The organism is Leucobacter sp. GX0328, assembly GCF_053567315.1.
In genome coordinates this window covers 1718476-1737487 of sequence record NZ_JBSGPC010000001.1, presented here as the reverse complement: position 1 = coordinate 1737487, position 19012 = coordinate 1718476, and the positions used below count along the sequence as shown (strand labels likewise).

Sequence of the window (19012 nt, the reverse complement as noted above, 5' to 3'; positions counted from 1 at the left end):
CGGTGCCGTTAGGCACCGTGTTCAACGGCACCGCGCGTGCGTACGGGCACCTCCCACGCGGTGAGCCCGGCAGGGCAGGGACAGAACGGCGGGCTGAGCAAGGCCCAGCGGGCCGGGCAGGCACGGGCCGGGCTGAGCAAGGCCCAGCGGGCCGGGCAGGCAGGGGCCGGGCGATCCCTGGAGAAACACAAGCGCCCGGGGAGTTCGTGACGAACTCCCCGGGCGCTTCCGTGTCGGCTTGCAGCCCTAGGCGCGAGGCTTCTCGACCATCTCGGTGGTCTCGATCTCGTCGCCGATCTGGATGTCGTTGAACTTGCCGAGACCGATACCGGCCTCGAAGTCCGTCTTCACCTCGGTGACATCGTCCTTGAAGCGGCGCAGCGACTCGATGGCCAGGCCATCGGCCAGCACGACGCCCTCGCGGATGACGCGGGCCTTCGCGTTGCGCGTGATGGTACCGCTGCGCACGATGACACCGGCGATGTTGCCGAACTTCGAGGAGCGGAACACCTCGCGGATCTCGGCGACACCGGACTGGACCTCTTCGTACTCGGGCTTGAGCATGCCCTTGAGCGAGTTCTCGATGTCGTCCAGAGCGTTGTAGATGACGCTGTAGAACCGGACATCGATGCCCTCGCGCTGAGCGCGCTCGCGAGCCTTGACGTCGGGGCGCACGTTGAAGCCGATGACGATGGCGTTGTCGATGGTCGCGAGGTCGATATCCGACTCCGTGATCGCGCCGACGCCGCGGTGCAGAATACGCAGCTGCACCGAGTCGTCGACCTCGATCTTCATGAGCGACTCCTCGAGCGCCTCGACGGCACCCGACACGTCGCCCTTGATGATGAGGTTGAGCGATTCGACCTTGCCGTCCTCCAGCGCCTGCGTGAAGTCCTCGAGGCTGATGCGCTTGCGCGCCTTCGCCAGGAGGGCGTTGCGCTCGACCGCCTCGCGCTTCTCGGCGATCTGGCGGGCGGTGCGATCCTCGCTGGTGACGATGAAGTTGTCACCGGCGCGGGGCACGCTCGACAGACCCTGCACCGACACCGGGCGCGAGGGCAGGGCCTCGAGCACGGCGTCGCCGTTCTCGTCGTGCATCGCACGCACGCGGCCGTAGGCCGTGCCCGCGACGATCGCATCGCCGACGCGCAGCGTACCCGACTGGATGAGCACGGTCGCGACCGAGCCGCGGCCCTTGTCGAGCTTCGCCTCGATGGCGACGCCGCGCGCCGCCTTGTCGGGGTTGGCGCGCAGGTCGAGACCCGCGTCTGCGGTGAGCAGCACTGCTTCGAGCAGGCTGCCGATGCCGATGTTGTTCTTCGCCGAGACGTCGACGAACATGACGTCGCCGCCCCATTCCTCCGACACCAGACCGAACTCGGTGAGCTGCTGGCGCACCTTCTCGGGGTTCGCGTCTTCCTTATCGATCTTGTTGACCGCGACCACGATCGGCACACCGGCCGACTGCGCGTGGTTCAGCGCCTCGATCGTCTGGGGCATGATGCCGTCGTCGGCCGCGACCACGAGAATCGCGATGTCGGTGACCTGCGCACCACGGGCGCGCATGGCGGTGAACGCCTCGTGACCCGGGGTATCGATGAAGGTCAGCGCGCGCTCGACGCCCTCGTGCGTGGCGTGCACCTGGTAGGCGCCGATGTGCTGAGTGATGCCGCCGGCCTCGCCGCCGCCGACGTCCGCCTTGCGGATGGCATCGAGCAGTCGGGTCTTACCGTGATCGACGTGGCCCATGACGGTGACGACCGGCGGCCGCGGCTGCAGCACGTCGTCGCCCTCGTCTTCGAGCTCGCCCTCGATATCGATGTCGAAGCCCTCGAGCAGCTCGCGGTCCTCGTCCTCGGGCGAAACGATCTGGATCTTGTAGCCCAGCTCGTCGCCGAGGATCTCGAACGTCGCCTCGTCGAGCGACTCGGTCGCCGTCGCCATCTCGCCCAGGTGGAAGAGGATGGTCACGAGGTTCGACGCGCTCGTCTCGATCTTGTCGGCGAAGTCTCCGAGCGATGCGCCGCGACGCAGACGCACCGGCGTGTTGCCGTCGCCGCGAGGAACCTGCACGCCGCCGATCGACGGCGCCTGGCGCATCTCGAATTCTTGCCGCTTCGCCCGCTTCGACTTGCGCGCCTTGCTCTTGGAGCCGCCGCGACCGAATGCACCGGCAGTGCCGGCACCGCGACCGCCGCGACCGCGACCTGCGAAGCCGCCGCCGGGACGCGGGGCACCGAAACCGCCGGGCCCACCGGTGCCGCCGCCGGCGCCGCCGGGACGGTTGAAGCCACCGCCGCCACCGGGCCGACCTGCGCCGCCCGGGCGACCGCCGGGACGTCCTGCGCCACCGGCGCCGGCGCCCTGCGGGCGCGGAGCAGGGCGGGGAATGTTGCCGGGGTTCGGTCGACGCCCCATGCCCTGGCTCGGAGCGAACGGGTTGTTGCCGGGGCGCGGCGGGCGGGGAATGCCCATGCCCTGGCTGGACGCGAAGGGGTTGTTGCCGGGACGCGGCCCGGCGGGCTTCGGCGCACCGGGCTTCGCGCCGGGCTTCGCAGCGGATCCGGGCTTCGCAGCGGTGCCGGGCTTCGGGGCGGCCGAACCGGGCTGAGCAGCCGCGGCGCCGGGCTTGGAGCCGGCAGCATTCTGCTTCGGAGCCGGAGCTTCGGCCTGCGGTGCGGCCGGGGCAGCGGGCTTCTCTGCGGTTTCAGCAGCATCGGCTTTACCGCGGCCGGGTGCGGGCTTGGGGCCCGGCTTCGGGCCGGCAGGCTTTTTCTGGGCCGGCTTCGGGGTCGCCGAAGCGGCCTTCGCGGGTGCGTCGCCCTCGGGCTTCGCCGCGCCATCGGCCGCGAGTGCGGCCTTGACCTTGCGCGCCACCGGGGGCGCGACTGCGGAAGAGGGCGCCTTGACGAACTCTCCCATTTCCTTCAGCTTGGCCAGGACGACCTTGCTGTCGACACCGATCTCCGTAGCGATCTCGTGTACGCGTGGGTTTGCCACTTTTCTCCTGTCTGGGTTCACGCCAGACAGGCGAGAACCATAATTAGCGGACGGGCCTCATCGTGAGCCGCTCATCAGTTATCCATGAGTAATTTCAGCCTGTTCTCTAGTGGGCCGGCGTCGAGTCTCCCCGACACCCGCAGGGCACGCGAAAAGGCTCCGCGCGCCACTGCCTGTTCGAGACACCGAGCCGTGGGATGAACCCAGGCCCCCCGCCCCGGCAGCACCGCACGATCGTCGGCGATGAGACGCCCGTCGTGCTGCACTACGCGGAGCAGATCTGCGCGCGACGCATGCTTGCGGCATGCCACACAGGTCCGAACCTTGAACATTCTACCAGTTTCCCACACTTCGGGTGGGCCGGGACATTCAGGGAGGCCATGACACGCCGACGACCGCACCGAACCGGCGCCCGTGCGACTACTCCTTCATGGCGCCTTCGAGCATGCCCCGGATGAAATGCCGCTGCAGGAAGAAGTACAGCACGACGATCGGGAGCGCGACGAGCACCGCGCCGGCAGCGAGCAGTGCCGTGCCCTGCGTGTACTGGCCCTGAAAGAGCGCGAGCCCGAGTGGGGCCGTGCGGAAGGCGCCGGTCGGCGACATGACCAGCGGGATCAGGAACTCGTTCCAGGTCCACATGAAGAACAGGATGATCATCGTCGTGATCGCCGGTCGCGCCGTCGGTACGAGCACCTGCCACAGGATGCGCCGCGGTGTGGCTCCGTCGATGCGGGCGGCCTCGATGATCGACCCGTTCAGGCCGCGGAAATAGGCCCGCATCCAGTACGTTCCGAACGCGGTCGACTGCGCGATCTGCGGCAGCGCCACACCCCACAGCGTGTCGGTGAGCCCCAGGGATCGCAGGTCGAAGAACAACGGAACGATGATCGCCTCGGTCGGCACCATAATGCCGAGCAGGAAGACGTAGAACAGCAGGCTGCTGCCCCGGAAGCGCATGGTGCCGAACGCGTAGCCCGCGAGAATCGAGACGACCGTCGCGACGCACACGACGACCACTGCGACGAGCACCGACGTGAGCATGTACTGGCTGAAACGCCCTTCCACCCATGCGGTCACGAAATTCTCGGGGTGGAAGGCTCCCGTTTTGCCCGCGGACACGCTCGCCGGGCCGAAGGCCTTGACGAGGATCGTGCCGAGCGGCCAGAGCACGATGAGCCCGAAGACGAGGAGAATGGCGTAGTTCGCCGATTTCTCGAATGCCGAAACTCTCATCGTTCACGCTCCCCGATGCGGTTGACCACGAGGTTGATCGCGAAGATGAGCAGCGTGAGCGTCACGCCGACCGCTGCTGCCGAGCCGACCTCGCCGCGTTCGAACGCCCGGCGGAAGACCTCGTAGCTCGGCACCGTGGTGCTCGCCCCCGGGCCGCCGCCCGTCGTGACGTAGACGAGGTCGAAGGTTTTCAGCGAGGCGATGATCGTCAATGTGAGCGCCACCGTCACCTCTGCCCGAACAGCCGGCACGATCACCGAGAAGAACTCCTGCACCGGGCCCGCGCCGTCGAGCCGCGCGGCTTCGAACTGCTCTTTGGGGATGCGCGCCATGCCGGCGAGCAGCAGCACGGTGACCAGTCCCGTCGACACCCAGGTGCCCACCAGGCCGACCGCGGGGAGCGCGAAGGCGTAGTCGCCGAGCCAGGCGCGCGCGACGCCGCCGAGGCCGATCGCCCGGAGCACCGTATTGATCGCGCCGTCGGGCGCGTAGATCTGCCGCCAAGCCACGGCGACGACGACCATCGCGATCACCTGCGGCAGGAAGACGAGCGTGCGGAACACGCCGATCCCGCGCACCTTCGCCCGTGTGAGCACTGCCGCGAGCACGAGGCCGATGCAGACCGGAAGGATCGCGAAGAAGAAGATGAGGATGAGTGCGTGCCCGAAGGCCGCGATCAACCGGTCATCGCGGAAGACATCGAGATAGTTGCCGAACCCCACGAAGGTCGCGAGCGAGAGCCCGTCCCAGTCGTACAGCGACAGATGCACCGAGCGCCCGAGCGGGTAGAGCATGAAGGCGCCGTAGACGAGCACGGCCGGAAGCAGGTAGAGATACGGCCGCCAGCGCGGGCCGGCGAGCCCGCCGCCGCGCGGCCGCCCGGCATACCGCCGCTCCGCCCGCCCGGCAGGCGATTCGGCCAGGGCGAGGACGTGGGTCTCCGACGGCACGCCCGCCCCGTGGCCGCCTCGCGGGTACGCCGCGCCGCCCCCGAGGTCGTCGGAGGCGGCGCCGCGTCGGCGCGGATGGCTACTCGCCGGTGAAATCCGCATAATCGGCCTCGAGCGTCTCAGTGAACTCCTTCGGCGTCACCTTCCCGTCGAGCAGCTGCTGCAGCGCCTCGCCCAGCGTGTCGGCGAAGGTCGGCGTCGCGTAGTCGAGATACGGCAGCAGCACGCCGCTGCCCGTGACTTCGCCGAAGGTGCGGAAGACATCGGCCTGCACGCCGCTCTCCGGCGCGTACTGCTCGGTGTTCACGACGGGCAGGTTGCCGGTGTCGGCGAGCACCTGCATCGCATCCTCGCTGGTGATGAAGTCGATGTAGGCAGCAGCAGCATCCGGGTTCTTCGTCGCCGAGGTGACGGCGAACGGAAGACCGGTGCCGCCGGTCGTGTGCGCGCCCTCGCCCGCGGTGACGGGCGGCGCGAAGAAGCCCACGTCGTCGCCCATCGCGTCTTCGAGGTCGGCCGCGAGCCAGGATCCGCCGATGAGGAAGACGCCGTCGCCCTTGGCGAGGCTCTGCCAGGCATCATCGTAGTCGGTGCCGTTCACGCCGTCGTTGAAGTAGCCGTTCTTGCCCCAATCCGCCACGGTCTGCGCGGCCGCTTCGTTCTCGGGCGTCACCCACGATGCGCCCGGGTTGCCAAAACCGAGCTTCTGGATCTCCGCGGCGTCGACGTTCGCGCCCTGCACGGGGCCGAAGACGTGCACCCCCGGCCACTTCTCGATATTGCCGAGCAGCAGCGGCGTCTCGCCCGCGTCCTTCGCGGTCTGCAGCGCCGCTTCGAAGGCCGCCCAATCCTGCGGCACCTCGAGCCCGAGCTGCTGCAGCTTCGGCTTGCTGTAGAACACGCCGACGACCTCGCCGACCTGCGGCAGACCGTACAGCGACCCCGAACCGAACGTCACGGCGTCGTCGCTGTAGCGGGTGTAGTTGAGCACGCTCTCGGCGAAGCGATCTTCCCAGCCGTACGCGTCCGACCAGAGGTCGAGCGGAATGAGCTGCCCCGCTTCGACGAACTGGCCCATCGAGTTGCGCGCGTTGTTGGCCTGCACGATGTCAGGCGCGTCATTGCCCGAGAGCGCGAGCCTGAGCGTCTTGCCGAGGTCGTCGAACGACTGCGAGTTCCGCTCGATCGTGACGTTCGGGTACTGCTCCTCGAACGCCTGGTTGAGCTGCGTCATCTGCTCGTTCTGGCCGCCACGCACTTCCTGATCCCAGATCGTGAGGGTGACGTCGCCGAGCTTCGAGACATCGGTCTCGACCTCGTGCCCGCTGAGATCGACGGCTTCGGTGCTCGCACCCGGCGTGCACCCGGTGAGCACCAGGGCCGAGGCGGCCGCCAGGGCGACCCCCGTGGTCATGAGTCTGAATTTCCGCTTCATTGCAATCGCTCCTTCGTGATGATCGATCCGTCTCGTGGCATGGTCAGTTCCCGCTCGGCCGATTCACATCGGCGAACTCGATGGTCGCCCGCGCCCGCTTGGCCGCGCCGGCCCCGGGCTTCATCACGCAGTCGATGAAGTCGAAGCGGCGCGCGAGCGCTTCGGCGGCTTCGTCGTGCTGCGACGCGGCGAGGGCCTGGGCCCGCCAGTCGTAGAGTTCGCCCCAGCCCGGCGACCCGAGCGAGCCGCCGAAGTTCTGCACCGCGAGCCCTGCGCAGAGGGTCGCGAAGTTCAAACGGTCGATGAGCGGCCACGCGCGCAGTGTTCCGGTGATCATCGCCGCTGCGAAGACATCGCCGGCACCGGTCGCATCCAGCATCCGCGTGGGGATGCTGGGCACCCGGGCCTCCTCGCCGGTCGAACCGTCGATCGCGATCGCGCCGTCCCCGCCCATCGTCACGACGGCGAGCGGCACCAGCTCCCCGAGCTTGCGCACCGCGGCCTCGGGTGAATCCGTGCGCGTGTAGGCCATCGCCTCCACATGGTTCGGGAGGAATGCGTGGCAGCCGTCGAGCTTCTCGAGCCGCTGCTGGTTCCAGGTGCCGGAGCCGTCCCAGCCGAGATCGGCGAAGATCAGCGTGTCGGTGCCGCGCGCCGCATCCCACCACGGCTCGCCCCCGCCACTCGCCGCGGCGTCCTCGACGGTGTCGCCGAGATCGACGAAGTAGGCCCGGGCGGCGGGCCGTTCACCGCCGATGAGCTCCTCGAGCGCCAACGGCATCCGGTCGGCGTGCGTGATCATGCTCCGGTCGCCGTGCATGTTGAGCGAGACGGTCACCGAGGAGTGCCACCCGTCGATGACCCGGGACCGGCTGAGGTCGATGCCCTCCCGCTCCCCGAGCGCAGACCAGTTCCAGAGCCCGTAGGCGTCATCGCCGAACCCCGCGGCGAGGCCGGTGCGCAGGCCGAGCCGAGCCGCCGCCACCGCCATGTTCGCGACCCCGCCCGGCAGGGATCCCATGCCGTCGGCCATGACCTCGGTACCCGGCTGCGGCTCGTCGTGCAGCCCGGTGAACACGATGTCGAAGAACAGCGGACCCGCGAGGAACAGATCGAGCGGTTCGACCCCGCTGAGCGGCTCGCTCGAGGTCGCTGCGGGCGCGCTGGCGGCAGCGTTCATGCGGACGTCATCGGAGCCTGGCATGCCTGGACATTATCACGCACAAATGATCAAGTTCAAGCACTTTTGCTTGATCGTGATCGAAACTGCGCGTTATGATGTGGAGCATGCTCGCCGACACTCGTCACGCCAGAATCCTGTCAAGGGTGGCTGACGTCGGCGAGGCCTCGGTGCAGGACCTCTCGGACTGGCTCGATGTGAGCACCGCGACAATCCGCCGCGACCTCGCCGCACTCGACGCGCAGGGGCGTCTGCTCCGCGTGCGCGGCGGCGGCCGGGCGATCCCTCGCCCCCCGACCGAGGCACCGTTCGAAGAAGCCGAAGAGCGCCCCTTCCAGGAGGTCGCGCTGACCTCGCACTCGTCGAAGGGCGACGTCGCCCGCCGCGCAGCCGAACTCGTCGCCGACGGCGACATCGTGATCCTCGACATCGGCACCACCACCTCGCTCATTGCCCGACAGCTGCGCGGCCGCGCGGTGACCGTCGTCACCGCGAGCCTCGCCGTCCTCGACGAGCTCCGCGACGACCCCTCCGTCGAGCTCGTACTCCTCGGCGGCACCCTCCGTCGCTCCTACCACTCCCTCGTCGGCCCGATCACCGAGATGGGGCTCCAGCATCTGCGCGCCACCATCGCATTCGTCGGCACCTCCGGCATCGCGCCCGACGGAACCGTGCTCGATACCACCGTCGTCGAAGTCCCCGCGAAGCGCGCGATCATCGCTTCGGCGGCCCGCGTGGTGCTCGTCGCCGACGAGACCAAGTTCCCCGGTACCGGCCTCCTCTCGGTCTGCGAGCCGGGTTCCATACATACGCTCGTGGCGTCCAAGCGGTCCGACGCCGCCACACTGTCCACCCTCTCGGACCTGGGAATCGAGGTCATCTACGCATGAAGCTGACAGTCATCGGCGGGGGCGGCTTCCGCATCCCCCAGCTCTTCTCCGCGCTCGGCGACGAACTCGCCCCCATCCGGGTCACCGACCTGCACCTGCACGATGTGCAGCCGGAGCGCCTCGATACGATCCGCAAGATTCTCGACCATCTGGCCCCCGGCCTCGCACGACCCCCCAGAGTCACGACCGGCACCGACCTCGATGCCGCCGTCACCGGAGCCAACTTCATCTTCTCGGCCATACGCATCGGCGGCATCGACGGCCGAATCGCCGACGAACGGACCGCGCTCGACCTCGGCGTGCTCGGGCAGGAGACCGTCGGACCGGGCGGGCTCGCCTACGCCCTGCGCACCGTTCCCGTCGTGACCCGCCTCGCCGAACGCGTGCGCGATCTCGCCCCCGAAGCCTGGCTCATCAACTTCACGAACCCCGCCGGCCTCGTCACCGAGACCATGCGGCGCATCCTCGGCGACCGGGTCATCGGCATCTGCGACACCCCGATCGGCCTGATGCGCCGCGCCACTCGCGCCGCCGGCGCGGCACCGGACCGCGTCGAGTTCGACTACGTCGGACTGAACCACCTCGGCTGGCTCCGCAGCCTCAGCGTCGACGGAGTCGATCGGCTCCCCGGGATACTCGCATCGGACGATTCACTCACCGGCATCGAGGAAGCGCGCCTCATGGGCTTCGACTGGATCCGCACCATCGGCGCCCTGCCGAACGAGTACCTCTACTACTACTACTTCACCCGCGAGGCGACCGCGCGCATCCGTTCCGGAACCGAGACCCGGGGCGAGTACCTCAAGCGCCAGCAGGATCGCTTCTACGCCGAATCGCGCGGCGCCGGGCCCGCCGAAACGCTCGAGATGTGGCAGGCCGCGCTGCGCGACCGCGAGTTCAGCTACATGGCCGAGAGCCGCGCTGAAGCGGATCGCGACGCCCGCCTGAGCGAGGACGTCGAGGACGGAGGCTACCAGCGAGTCGCGATCGAACTCATGACCGCGCTGTCAGGCGGCTCGCCCGCGACGATGATCCTGAACGTCGGCAACCGAGGCAACGTCGCGGGTCTCCCCGACGAAGCAGTGATCGAAGTGCCGTGCAGAGTCGACGCAGCAGGCGTACACCCCCAGCGGGTCGCCGAGGTCGCCGGCGATATGCTCGGACTCATGCAGCAGGTGAAGGCCGCCGAGCAGCTCACACTCGAGGCGTCCCTGCACCGGGACGCCCGCCTCGCGTGGCGAGGCATCGCGGCGCACCCGCTCGTCGACTCCGTCGCGGTCGCGCGTCAGCTGTTCGACGCGTATCGCGAGCGCATCCCCGGAGTGCGGGCGGTCTTTGATTAGTCGCTACCGGCAGCCGGCCGCAGACGCGCACGGCCCCCGGAGTATTCGAGTTGCTCCGGGGGCCGTGCGCTGTGCAGGCTCAATCATTCATGATGCGACGCAGTGGCGTCGCCGCCGATCGCGCGAAACAGCCATGCTGTTTCTCACAAGCGATCGGCGCCGGCTGGATGTCGACAATCCGGACATCCCGCGTCGCGCCTGCGGGCGCTCCGCAGGATGCGCGAAGATCGACATCCGACTCAATCATTCATGATTGAGTCTGGCTGGATGTCGACAATCCGGACATCCCGCGTCGCGCCTGCGGGCGCTCCGCAGGATGCGCGAAGATCGACATCCGACTCAATCATTCATGATTGAGTCTGGCTGGATGTCGATCTTCGCGCCCGTCAGCTTGGCGGCGAGGCGCGCGTTCTGCCCCTCCTTGCCGATGGCGAGCGACAGCTGGAAATCGGGGACGAGCGCGCGCACCTGCTTGAGCGACTCGTTCAGCATGAACACATCGGTCACCTTCGCGGGCGACAGCGCGTTCGCCACGAACTTCGGCAGCTCGGACGAGTAGTCGACGATGTCGATCTTCTCTTCGCCGAGCTCGCTCATGACGGCGCGCACGCGGCTGCCCATCTCGCCGATGCAGGTGCCCTTGGCATTGATGCCCGACTGCTTCGCGCGCACCGCGACCTTCGTGCGGTGGCCAGCCTCGCGTGCGAGCGACACGATCTCGACGAGCCCCTCGCCGAGCTCGGGCACCTCGCGCTCGAACAGCTTGCGCACGAGACCGGGGTGAGTGCGCGACACGATGACCTGCGGGCCCTTCGTGCCCTTCGAGACGCTCGTCACGTAGACCCGCAGGCGCGTGCCGTGCGCGTAGTCCTCGCCCGGCACCTGCTCCTCGGGGGGCAGAACCGCCTCGAGCTCGCCGAGATCGATGTGCACCATGCGCGGGTTCGGGCCCTGCTGCACGACGCCCGAGACGATCTGGCCTTCCTTGTCCTTGAAGACGCCGAGCACTGCGTCATCCGAGAGGTCGCGCAGGCGCTGATTGATGACCTGCTTCGCGGCGCTCGAGGCGACGCGGCCGAACTCGTCCATCGTCACGTACGCCTCGCCGATGACGGCGCCGTCTTCGTCGGTCTCGGGCACGAGCACCGAGACTTCACCGGTCTTGCGGTCGAGCGTGGCGCGCACCTGCGACTCGGGCGGCACCGGAAGCTTCTGGTTCTCGGCGTGACGCACGTACGCGGTACGGATGGCCTGCTCGATGATTTCGGCGAGCTCCTCGAAGGGGATCTCCTTCTCGCGCTCAAGCCCTCGCAGCATGGCAAGATCGATCTTCACGGTGACTCCTCGGGGTATTGAAATGTCTATTCAGCTGTCGACCCGAAAAACGGATCAAGCTTCGATTTTATCCCAGCTCTCCGAGCACGTCCATTCACCGCCGTCTCAGGTTCGGGTGGCACGGTCTCGTCGGTGAACGCGACCTGCACGCGCACCGTTCGCCCGTTCTCGATCGCGAAGCCGCGCCCCGGGGCGAAGTCGGCCCGCCGCACCCGCCCCAGGTCTTCGCGGAACGGGCTCTGCGATTCGGCCCGGTCGGGCTGCAGCGACAGCCCCCATCGCGGCTGTTTGAGCGCCTGGTAGAGATCCCAGATACCTGCTCCCGTGCCCGGCTCGAATTCGAAGATCACCAGCGTCTCGGATCGGCGGGCTGCCTTCGCGAGGGCGACGAGTCTCGGCAGCGCGACCGTGTCGGCTGCTCCGGCCGGCCGTTCGACGACGATCACCCGGCGGTCTCCGGTCGCCCCGTCGAGATCAGCGCACAGCGACTCGGCGCACTCCGCCACGGCGGACGCCCCTATCGCGATGCGCGACCAACTCCCGGTACGCCTGAGTCCATCGGGGTCGAACGTCAGCAGCACGGTGACGGTGGTGGTGCCGTGGTCGGCGGCGGCGCGTTGCACGGCCGCGGCGCAGCTGCGCGCCGCCTGCGAGACTCCGGCGCCACTCGGCCCGGCGATGACAGCCAGACCCTGAAACGGGAGCGCGACCGGTGCCAGATCGAGCACGTCGATGCCGTATACCGGACGTCTGTCGGCCTGAGCGGGGAGCGTCTCGAGCATCACCCGCTGCGGTGGATTGCGCACCCGTGGCGCGCGCGATACCCCGCGCGCCTGCAGCTCGGCGGCAAGGGTTTCGAGGCCTACCACCTGGCCGGCGAGGCCGTCGGCTCCGACGAGCGCGAATTGCGACTCCCGTGCATCGCCGGTGCGAAGCGCGCGGCCCGGAGGCGCGTCCTGCAGCACTTCCGCATCGACCCCGAGCGCACCGTAGTCGAGCGGGCCCGCGAGACGCAGCACGAACTGCTGCTGCAGGCTCGCGCTCAGCACCGCGGGAATCGCGGCCGGCCGATCGCAGGTCAGCACGACGTGCACGCCGACCGCACGGCCCTGCTGCATGATCTCGCCGAGCGCTCCCAGGGGGTCGCGCGCCGTACCGAGCGCCTCGCCGCTCTGCCGGAATGCGGCGAAGCCGTCGATCAGAAGGACGATGCGCGGTTCACGCGTTCCCGTCTCCGACGCACGGAACGCGGCGAGGTCGCCCGCGCGCCTCGCCGCGAAGCGCGGACCCCGGTCGGCGATGATGCCGCTCACGTGCCTGAGCACCCGGTCCACGAGCTCCGTGTCGTTCAGCGGAGCGACCGCGGCCGTGACCGGGAGCGCATCGACCGCGCCGAGCGCCCCGCCTGCAGCGTCGATCGCGAAGAGCTGCACCGGGTCCGCCGCCGTCTCTGCGGCGAGCGCGGCGGCGACCGTGAGGAGCGCACTCGTCTTCCCGGTGCCGCTCGCACCGATGATCGAGATGTTGCCGGCCTCGGCGAAGTCGATGCGCAGCGGGTACTGCGCCTGGGCCGCGGGGTCGTCGCAGAGACCGACAGCGATGCCTTGTCGGGGCCCGGGCTCCGCTCGTTCGACGCTGTCGAGGAGCAGCAGGTCGGGCAGTTCGGCGAGCCAGGGGCGGCGCGGCGCCGGAATACCCCACCGCTCGGCGGCGTCGACGATGCTGTCTCGCACCCGCTCGATGTCCCGCGGCCGCAGCTGCCGCGCAGGCCCGGGGCTCGGCTCCGCCGGGCGGTTCCAGGGTTCGCCGACCTCAAAGGCCAGAGTGCGCATCTCGATCCCGGCTGTTCGCCGCCCCTCCGTGCCGCGCCCGCCGAGGTAGCCCGTCTGGAAGTGGGCGAGACGGCCCGGCCCCGCCCGGAGCGCACCGCGCCCCGGTTCATCCGCTGCGAAGAACGCGGCGTCCGTCGTGCCGATGACGTCGAGGCTGTCGGCTGCGTCGGCCATGCGCAGGGCGATGCGGAGGTTCGTATTGGCGCGCAGGTTGTCGGTGATGACGCCGGCGGGGCGCTGGGTCGCCATGATGAGGTGCAGGCCGAGCGACCGGCCGCGCTGCGCGATGTCGATGACGCCGTCAACGAACTCCGGGGCGTCGGTCGCGAGTGCGGCGAACTCGTCGATCGCGATGACGAGCAGGGGCGGGGCCGCGACGTCGGATGCGCGTTCCAGAGTCGCGAGATCCTTCGCACCGTGAGCGGCGAGCAGCGCCTCCCGGTGCCGGAGCTCGGCGCGCAGCGAGGCGAGCGCGCGACGCACGAGATGCGGGGTCAGGTCGGTGACGAGCCCGACCGTGTGCGGCAGGTCGACGCATTCGGCAAATGCCGCGCCGCCCTTGTAGTCGACGAGCAGGAAAGTGAGGCGCTCGGGGCTGACCCGCGCTGCCATGCTCATGATCCAGCTCTGCAAGAACTCGGACTTGCCCGACCCCGTCGTGCCGCCGATGAGCGCGTGCGGCCCTTCCTCGCGCAGGTCGACGACCATCGGGCCGGCAGTGCTCTGACCGACGGTCGCCGCGAGCGACACGGGAGCGCGTTCGCGTCCCCGTACCCACTGCGCGATGCGCGATCCGCTCCGCTCCCATGCCCGAGCGATCGCCGCGGCTCCGGTACGAGGGTCGTCTTCGAACAGATCGCAGAGCTGCACGCTTCGCGGCAGATCGCTCTCGTCGAGCTCGCGCGCGGCGACGTCTTCGACCGGCGCGAGACTCCGGGCGATGCTCTGCGCGACGGCGGCATCGATGTGCTCGTGGGCAGTGAGCTCCACCGACCGCGCCGAGCGCACGTAATGCACGGTCGCGTGTCCGGGGCCGATCTCCATGAAGGTGCGGCAGGCCGCGGGAAGCCCGCTCCGATCGGGCGCGACCCAGATGACGTGGATGCCGCGGTCGGGGCCGTTCTCCGCGATCTCGATCAGTCTCGCCGGGTCTCCACCGCCGTCTTCGAGCACGAGGACCACGATGACGGGCAGCGCGGGGAGACGCGCGACCGATGCGTGCCCCGAGTCGGTCCGATCGAGTCGCTCGTCGAGATGCGAGCGGATCGTACCGTGCCCGCCCGATGCGCTCCGCAGCGCGAGCAGCCCTTCGAGCGCGGCGAGCAGGCGCGTCGACGAGGCCGGCGTATCGGCGAGCGGCCAGACCGGGAGCGGGCTCGCGACCGGGTCGACGTGCGGCAGCCACTTGAGCCACGACCATGCAGGGGTGTGCCGCTCCCCCGCGAACGCGGCGATGAAGAGTTCGTGGGGCGAATGCAGCCCGGCCAGCTGCAGCACCAGGGCCGCCGCCGCCCCTTCCGCCCAGTAGCTCGGGCCGGCCACTCCAATCGAGCCGCAGCGGTCGAGGTTGTCGGTGACCGGAACTGGCGAAACGGCGGCGAACTCCTCGGCCGTTCGTCGCAGCGTTTCCCAGTGCGGGTCGGGTCCGCCGCTGCGCTCCGGCACGATGACGCGGGTGCGGCTCGGCAGCGCGCCCGCGCCGAACCGTACCTCGAGGAAGGAGCGATGCTCGGGCCGCCGGTTCCACAACCCTTCGTCGCGCCGTTCGATGGAGGACTGCACCTCCCCCAACGACGGTGATTCCTGCGCACGCATCTCGGTTTCTCGGGTACGGAGCTCGCTCAGCTCGTGCTGCTCGGCGCGCAGCGCGTCGGCGAAGCGCCGGATCTCGCGTCTGCGCCCTCGCCCGCCGCCGAACTTCCCATCGAGCCACGATCCGATCATCATCAGCGGCGTGAACGCCACCATCGTGAGGCTCATCGGCGAGCGCGTCACGGCGTAGTGGGCTCCGCCCATCAGCATCGGAGCGATCATCGCGAGCAGCGGGATGCGCGAGGGCTGCCGCGGTGCGGGCGGCGCGGGGAGCTCTCGCTCGGACGATGGGAAGCGCGGCGCGACCCGCGGGGGTCGGGTGTGCAGGACGCGATGCGGATGCCCCTCGGCAGCGAGCATCGCGGGCCCCGGGGTGATGCGAAGGCCGATGCCGCCGAGGCGGATCACCGTCTGGCCGATGACGCGGACCCTGCCGCTGCGGGCGCCGTCGTGCACGACGCCGTTCGCGGAGTCCAGGTCGACGATCCGGCCGCGTCCGTCCGAATCGAAGAGCACCTCCGCGTGCTGCCGCGAGACGCTGCGATCGATCAGGTGCACCCGGCACGCCGGGTCGCGCCCGATGAGGTTGCTCCCGGCGATCAGGCTGAAGACGACGCCCTGCTGCGCTCCGGTGAGCACCTCCGCGTAGCCGGCCGCTGCGACGAGCCGCTCCGCGCGCCCGGTGCTCGCGAACTCCGCGACGGGCTGCACCACGGAGCCCGAGTGCAGACCGGATTCGGCGATGACCGCCATCGGGTCGAGCAGCACGGGAGGCCGCCCCGGGGCGGCCGCAGCGCGAAGCGTCACGGGCGCGAGGCGCCGCTCCGCGATCATCGCGAGGCGCGGGTCCGCACCGAATCCTGCCTCGATCAGGCTCCGGGCGATGTCGGCGACGGTCGTGGTGGCATCGCACGACAGCACGATGTCGTGCGTGCCGCCGTGCGGCAGCACGATCGAGAGCCGGAGCTTCATCCAGTATCGCCCGCCCCGAGGTCGTCTCTGCGGCGATCGAGCTCGTCCTGGAACGGATTGCCCGGGTCGTCGGGGTGCGTGTCCCACTCCATGATGCCGCTGTGCGTCGAGCATTCCGCCCGCACGGACATGCTCATGCCGTTGACGTTCGCCTGCATCGAGAACGTGCCCTCACCCGGGATCTCGACGATGATGTACGGCTCCGTGTCCTGGTGCGTGTCGTAGAGATCGCGCACCGGCAGCCCCTCGCCCGCGAAGTAGGCGCGTACGCGTCCCACCGCTGCAGCACGATCTACTGAAGTACTGTTCAGCAGCGTCGAGCTCACGTGACCTCCTCCGCCGCCGCACTTGTCCGGCAGCCAAGCGCCGACGAGCAGCTCGCGGTCGTCGGGGCGGTCAGCCGCCCACAGCACATCCGTCCAGTAGAGATCGACCCAGCCGTCGGGCACGCCGCTCGCGGCGACCCCGACGTCGAACATCTCGGCGACCCACGCGCGCTGCTCCGCCAGCGTCATAGTCGACGTTCCTCCCTCCGACGACACGATCGGCCGTTCGTTCACGCATGCGGGCAGCGTCGCTGCCGCGCACACCGTCGCGGCCGCGACGAGCATCGACCGCCTCGCCCTCGCTCCGATATTCATCCGCACTCCGATCTCTCCAGACGCACTCCCCCGATGACCCCGGCCCGGACGCCGACGCAGGCGCGCTCGGTGCGCGCGAATGCGGCCGCCAGATGCTCGCCGACTGCGCCGGTGGTGATCTGCGCGATGCTGTCGAGTGACTGCGTGTCGGGGTCGAGGTAGCCGTGCCGGTACGAGGCGAACATGCCGAACGGGTCGCGCGATTTCCGGTCGCCGATGATCGAGTGCCCGTCGGTCGCGAGCAGGCCGCGCTCGCCGTCGCCGTCGGACGAGAAGGCGAGCCCGCCGCCGTACACGGGGCTGAGGTGCTCGAGGCCGAGCACGCCCACCGCCCCGGGGTTCGGCTGGCCGCGCAGCGAGAGCCCCGCCCCGCTCGGCGCGAGGCGGTCGTCGCTCGCGTGGGTGGTGAAGACGGCGCGCTGACCGGGGGCGAACTCGTTCACGCGCAGCGCGCCGTAGTCGGGCACGGTGCCCTGGTCGAGCCCGGCGGAGGCGATGAGCGTGAGCGTGTCGACCGGCTGCCCGACGAGCGTCAGCGCGATCGTCGCCGTCGTCGTGCCGTAGGAGTGGGCGAGTACCCCGGTGAAGGGCAGGCCCGCGACCCCCGCTGCCCTCGCCGCGTGGCCGCCGTCGAGCTCCGCGGCGAGCCGGCGGGCGCCGACCCGCGCGGCCTCCGGGCTGAGCACGCTGTCGGCGCCGATGAGGTTCGGGAACGGGATGTCGGGGGTGTCGTAGCCGAGCCACGCGATCACCGAACCGGTTCCCGAATCGGCCTGACGCTTGCGCTGCGCCTCGTGGAGGTTGCGGGAGGCCTCGTCCCAGCTCTCGATCGCGAGATGCGCATCGCTCTTCATGCCGGGTACCGCCCACGCTACATGGCTCGCACTATCGGCATCGCCGTAGCCCAGGGCGACCATCGGCACGTCGCCTGCGAAGTGCAGCGCGACGACCTGTACCGGAGGCCGACCGATGCCGTATCTGTCGATCTGAGCAGCTTCGCGTCTGAGCACCTCCTGCACCGCCGCCGCGGCCCGCAGCTGCTGAGGCGACAGCTGGGCCGGGCTCTGCGAGGCGAGCTCGAGCGAGCGCCGGTTCGCCAGGTCGCGCGCGGCGAACGGCAGCCCGGGCAGATTGCCGATCACCCAGGGCGCTTCCCGGATGAGGCGCCCGCGTGCGGCCTCGTCCAGGGCGGCCCACCACGCGGCGGCGGCCTCCGGGGCGGGCGGCGCGTCCCAGACCCGCGATCCGTCGCCCTCGGGGAGCAGACCGGCGAGATCGGGGTGCTGCGCGACCACGGGAACGGTGGCCGCCGCGCGGCCGCGCAGCTCGCCCGCGATGCCGTGCGCGACCGCGAACTTCGCGCCGGGGCCGCCGGCCACCGACCCGACGCTGATGAGCTGCCCCAGAGTCGACCCGCGCAGCGCTCCGAGCAGTGCGCGCTCCGCACGCTCCCGCTCCTCGATGAGCGACGCCCAGACCCTCGAATCGAGCCGGATCGCTTCGGCCGCCGCGTCCCAGGACACCACCGCTCGGCGCCACGTCTCCTCGTGAGATGCCGCGACGGTACGCCGCACCGCTGCGAGCTCAGCCGCATCCATACCGGTCGTGCGGTCGGCGTCGAGCACCGGCTCCGGCATCGCGGGCGAAGGCGGCGCATCCCATTCGGCGCCGAGCGGGTGACCGATCTGGGCGGCGATGCCGCTGACCGTCGCGGCCTCGGCACGAATCGTACCGAGGTGGTCGTCGACCGACTGCTGCACGGCCTGCGCCTGCCGGTGGATGCGTTCGACCTCGGCGGCGTAGGCGGTGAAACCGCGCCGCGCCTCCTCGGCGCTCCGCCGCATCTTCGTCGCGCCCTCCTGCAGCACCGTGTCGAGCTTCGCACGATGCGCCGCGACGGCGGCGCCCGCGGTCTCGCTGAGGCGGGTGGAAGCGAGCAGCAGCGCCGTGCCGTACGAGACGCAGCTCTCGGCCGCTTCGGCGGTGAACGCCGCCGCCTGCTCGATCGAAGCGGGGTCGCCCGCGACGGGCGTCCCGCCGGGCAGCACCGCCGCATGATTCGCCGGAACCCTCATGCCTCGCGCCCCGGTACGGCGAACCCCGCATCGAGCGCCGAGGCGTGCGCGGCATCGAGCGATGACATCTCGTGCAGCAGCGTGCGCAGCCCCCGCCCCGTCGTCTTCGCCGCATCGGCGAGGGCGGCCCGACCGACGTGCACGCCGCGTAGGAATACGTCGACCTCGGCGGCGATGCCGGTCAGACTCTCGAAGCCGCCCGTCGGCCGGGAGTTCCGGCCGACCAGCATCTCGTGTTCGGCGGCGACGATATGCCCGATGGCGTCTTCGATCGCCGCATCGATGAGCAGTAGTCCGGCCATGCCCGCAGC

Annotated in this window: 13 protein-coding genes; 2 read left to right on the top strand and 11 right to left on the bottom strand. The window is 69.9% G+C overall.

The window, feature by feature from the left end:
• Positions 1–246: 246 nt before the first annotated feature.
• The 6 genes from infB to ACUYTF_RS07790 form a co-directional block, all read right to left on the bottom strand.
• On the bottom strand, positions 247–3000 hold the full coding sequence (infB, locus tag ACUYTF_RS07815) for a translation initiation factor IF-2 (protein ID WP_434144315.1): 2754 nt from the start codon (positions 2998–3000) through the stop codon (positions 247–249).
• A 74-nt stretch (positions 3001–3074) separates the two neighbouring features.
• Positions 3075–3332 carry a DUF448 domain-containing protein gene (locus ACUYTF_RS07810; RefSeq protein ID WP_434144317.1) on the bottom strand — a complete coding sequence of 86 codons (258 nt, stop codon included), beginning with the start codon at positions 3330–3332 and terminating at the stop codon, positions 3075–3077.
• A gap of 88 nt (positions 3333–3420) precedes the next feature.
• Positions 3421–4236, bottom strand: a complete 816-nt coding sequence (locus tag ACUYTF_RS07805) for a carbohydrate ABC transporter permease (RefSeq protein WP_449279573.1) — start codon at positions 4234–4236, stop codon at positions 3421–3423.
• Positions 4233–5186, bottom strand: coding sequence for a carbohydrate ABC transporter permease (locus ACUYTF_RS07800; RefSeq protein WP_449279572.1), 954 nt, complete (start codon positions 5184–5186; stop codon positions 4233–4235). Before ACUYTF_RS07800 ends, ACUYTF_RS07805 begins: the two co-directional genes overlap by 4 nt.
• A 79-nt stretch (positions 5187–5265) precedes the next feature.
• Positions 5266–6621: an extracellular solute-binding protein gene (locus tag ACUYTF_RS07795; protein ID WP_434144323.1), complete on the bottom strand. Its 1356-nt coding sequence runs from the start codon at positions 6619–6621 to the stop codon at positions 5266–5268.
• Positions 6622–6664: 43 nt separating this feature from the next.
• A complete protein-coding gene (locus ACUYTF_RS07790) occupies positions 6665–7825 on the bottom strand; it encodes a PfkB family carbohydrate kinase (RefSeq protein WP_434144325.1) in 1161 nt (386 codons plus the stop codon).
• Positions 7826–7896: 71 nt separating this feature from the next.
• On the opposite strand from ACUYTF_RS07790, the gene ACUYTF_RS07785 reads away from it, so the two are divergent.
• Both ACUYTF_RS07785 and ACUYTF_RS07780 read left to right on the top strand, forming a co-directional pair.
• Positions 7897–8691, top strand: a complete 795-nt coding sequence (locus ACUYTF_RS07785) for a DeoR/GlpR family DNA-binding transcription regulator (RefSeq protein WP_449279571.1) — start codon at positions 7897–7899, stop codon at positions 8689–8691.
• Positions 8688–10034: a family 4 glycosyl hydrolase gene (locus ACUYTF_RS07780; protein WP_449279570.1), complete on the top strand. Its 1347-nt coding sequence runs from the start codon at positions 8688–8690 to the stop codon at positions 10032–10034. Before ACUYTF_RS07785 ends, ACUYTF_RS07780 begins: the two co-directional genes overlap by 4 nt.
• A 339-nt stretch (positions 10035–10373) precedes the next feature.
• Here ACUYTF_RS07780 and nusA read toward each other — a convergent pair whose 3' ends face one another.
• Genes nusA through ACUYTF_RS07755 form a run of 5 tightly spaced genes read right to left on the bottom strand, consistent with a single transcriptional unit; the run spans position 10374 to position 19003 of the window.
• Positions 10374–11369 (bottom strand): transcription termination factor NusA, encoded by a 996-nt coding sequence (nusA, locus tag ACUYTF_RS07775; RefSeq protein ID WP_434144331.1) that lies wholly within the window; start codon positions 11367–11369, stop codon positions 10374–10376.
• Between the two features lie 26 nt (positions 11370–11395).
• Entirely contained in the window at positions 11396–15985 is a 4590-nt protein-coding gene (locus ACUYTF_RS07770) for an FtsK/SpoIIIE domain-containing protein (RefSeq protein WP_434144332.1), read from the bottom strand.
• On the bottom strand, positions 15982–16626 hold the full coding sequence (locus ACUYTF_RS07765; protein WP_434144334.1) for a hypothetical protein: 645 nt from the start codon (positions 16624–16626) through the stop codon (positions 15982–15984). The genes ACUYTF_RS07770 and ACUYTF_RS07765 overlap by 4 nt, the downstream gene beginning before the upstream one ends.
• Positions 16623–18701 (bottom strand): alpha/beta hydrolase, encoded by a 2079-nt coding sequence (locus ACUYTF_RS07760; RefSeq protein WP_434144335.1) that lies wholly within the window; start codon positions 18699–18701, stop codon positions 16623–16625. The genes ACUYTF_RS07765 and ACUYTF_RS07760 overlap by 4 nt, the downstream gene beginning before the upstream one ends.
• Positions 18698–19003, bottom strand: coding sequence for a hypothetical protein (locus ACUYTF_RS07755; RefSeq protein WP_434144337.1), 306 nt, complete (start codon positions 19001–19003; stop codon positions 18698–18700). The genes ACUYTF_RS07760 and ACUYTF_RS07755 overlap by 4 nt, the downstream gene beginning before the upstream one ends.
• Positions 19004–19012: the final 9 nt, after the last annotated feature.

Bases quoted from the DNA above. Each gene is read 5' to 3' on its own strand.
- ACUYTF_RS07810 (WP_434144317.1), bottom strand. From the start codon at position 3,332: ATGTTCAAGGTTCGGACCTGTGTGGCATGCCGCAAGCATGCGTCGCGC.
- ACUYTF_RS07805 (WP_449279573.1), bottom strand. From the start codon at position 4,236: ATGAGAGTTTCGGCATTCGAGAAATCGGCGAACTACGCCATTCTCCTC.
- ACUYTF_RS07795 (WP_434144323.1), bottom strand. From the start codon at position 6,621: ATGAAGCGGAAATTCAGACTCATGACCACGGGGGTCGCCCTGGCGGCC.
- ACUYTF_RS07790 (WP_434144325.1), bottom strand. From the start codon at position 7,825: ATGCCAGGCTCCGATGACGTCCGCATGAACGCTGCCGCCAGCGCGCCC.
- ACUYTF_RS07785 (WP_449279571.1), top strand. From the start codon at position 7,897: ATGATGTGGAGCATGCTCGCCGACACTCGTCACGCCAGAATCCTGTCA.
- ACUYTF_RS07780 (WP_449279570.1), top strand. From the start codon at position 8,688: ATGAAGCTGACAGTCATCGGCGGGGGCGGCTTCCGCATCCCCCAGCTC.
- ACUYTF_RS07770 (WP_434144332.1), bottom strand. From the start codon at position 15,985: ATGAAGCTCCGGCTCTCGATCGTGCTGCCGCACGGCGGCACGCACGAC.
- ACUYTF_RS07765 (WP_434144334.1), bottom strand. From the start codon at position 16,626: ATGAATATCGGAGCGAGGGCGAGGCGGTCGATGCTCGTCGCGGCCGCG.
- ACUYTF_RS07760 (WP_434144335.1), bottom strand. From the start codon at position 18,701: ATGAGGGTTCCGGCGAATCATGCGGCGGTGCTGCCCGGCGGGACGCCC.
- ACUYTF_RS07755 (WP_434144337.1), bottom strand. From the start codon at position 19,003: ATGGCCGGACTACTGCTCATCGATGCGGCGATCGAAGACGCCATCGGG.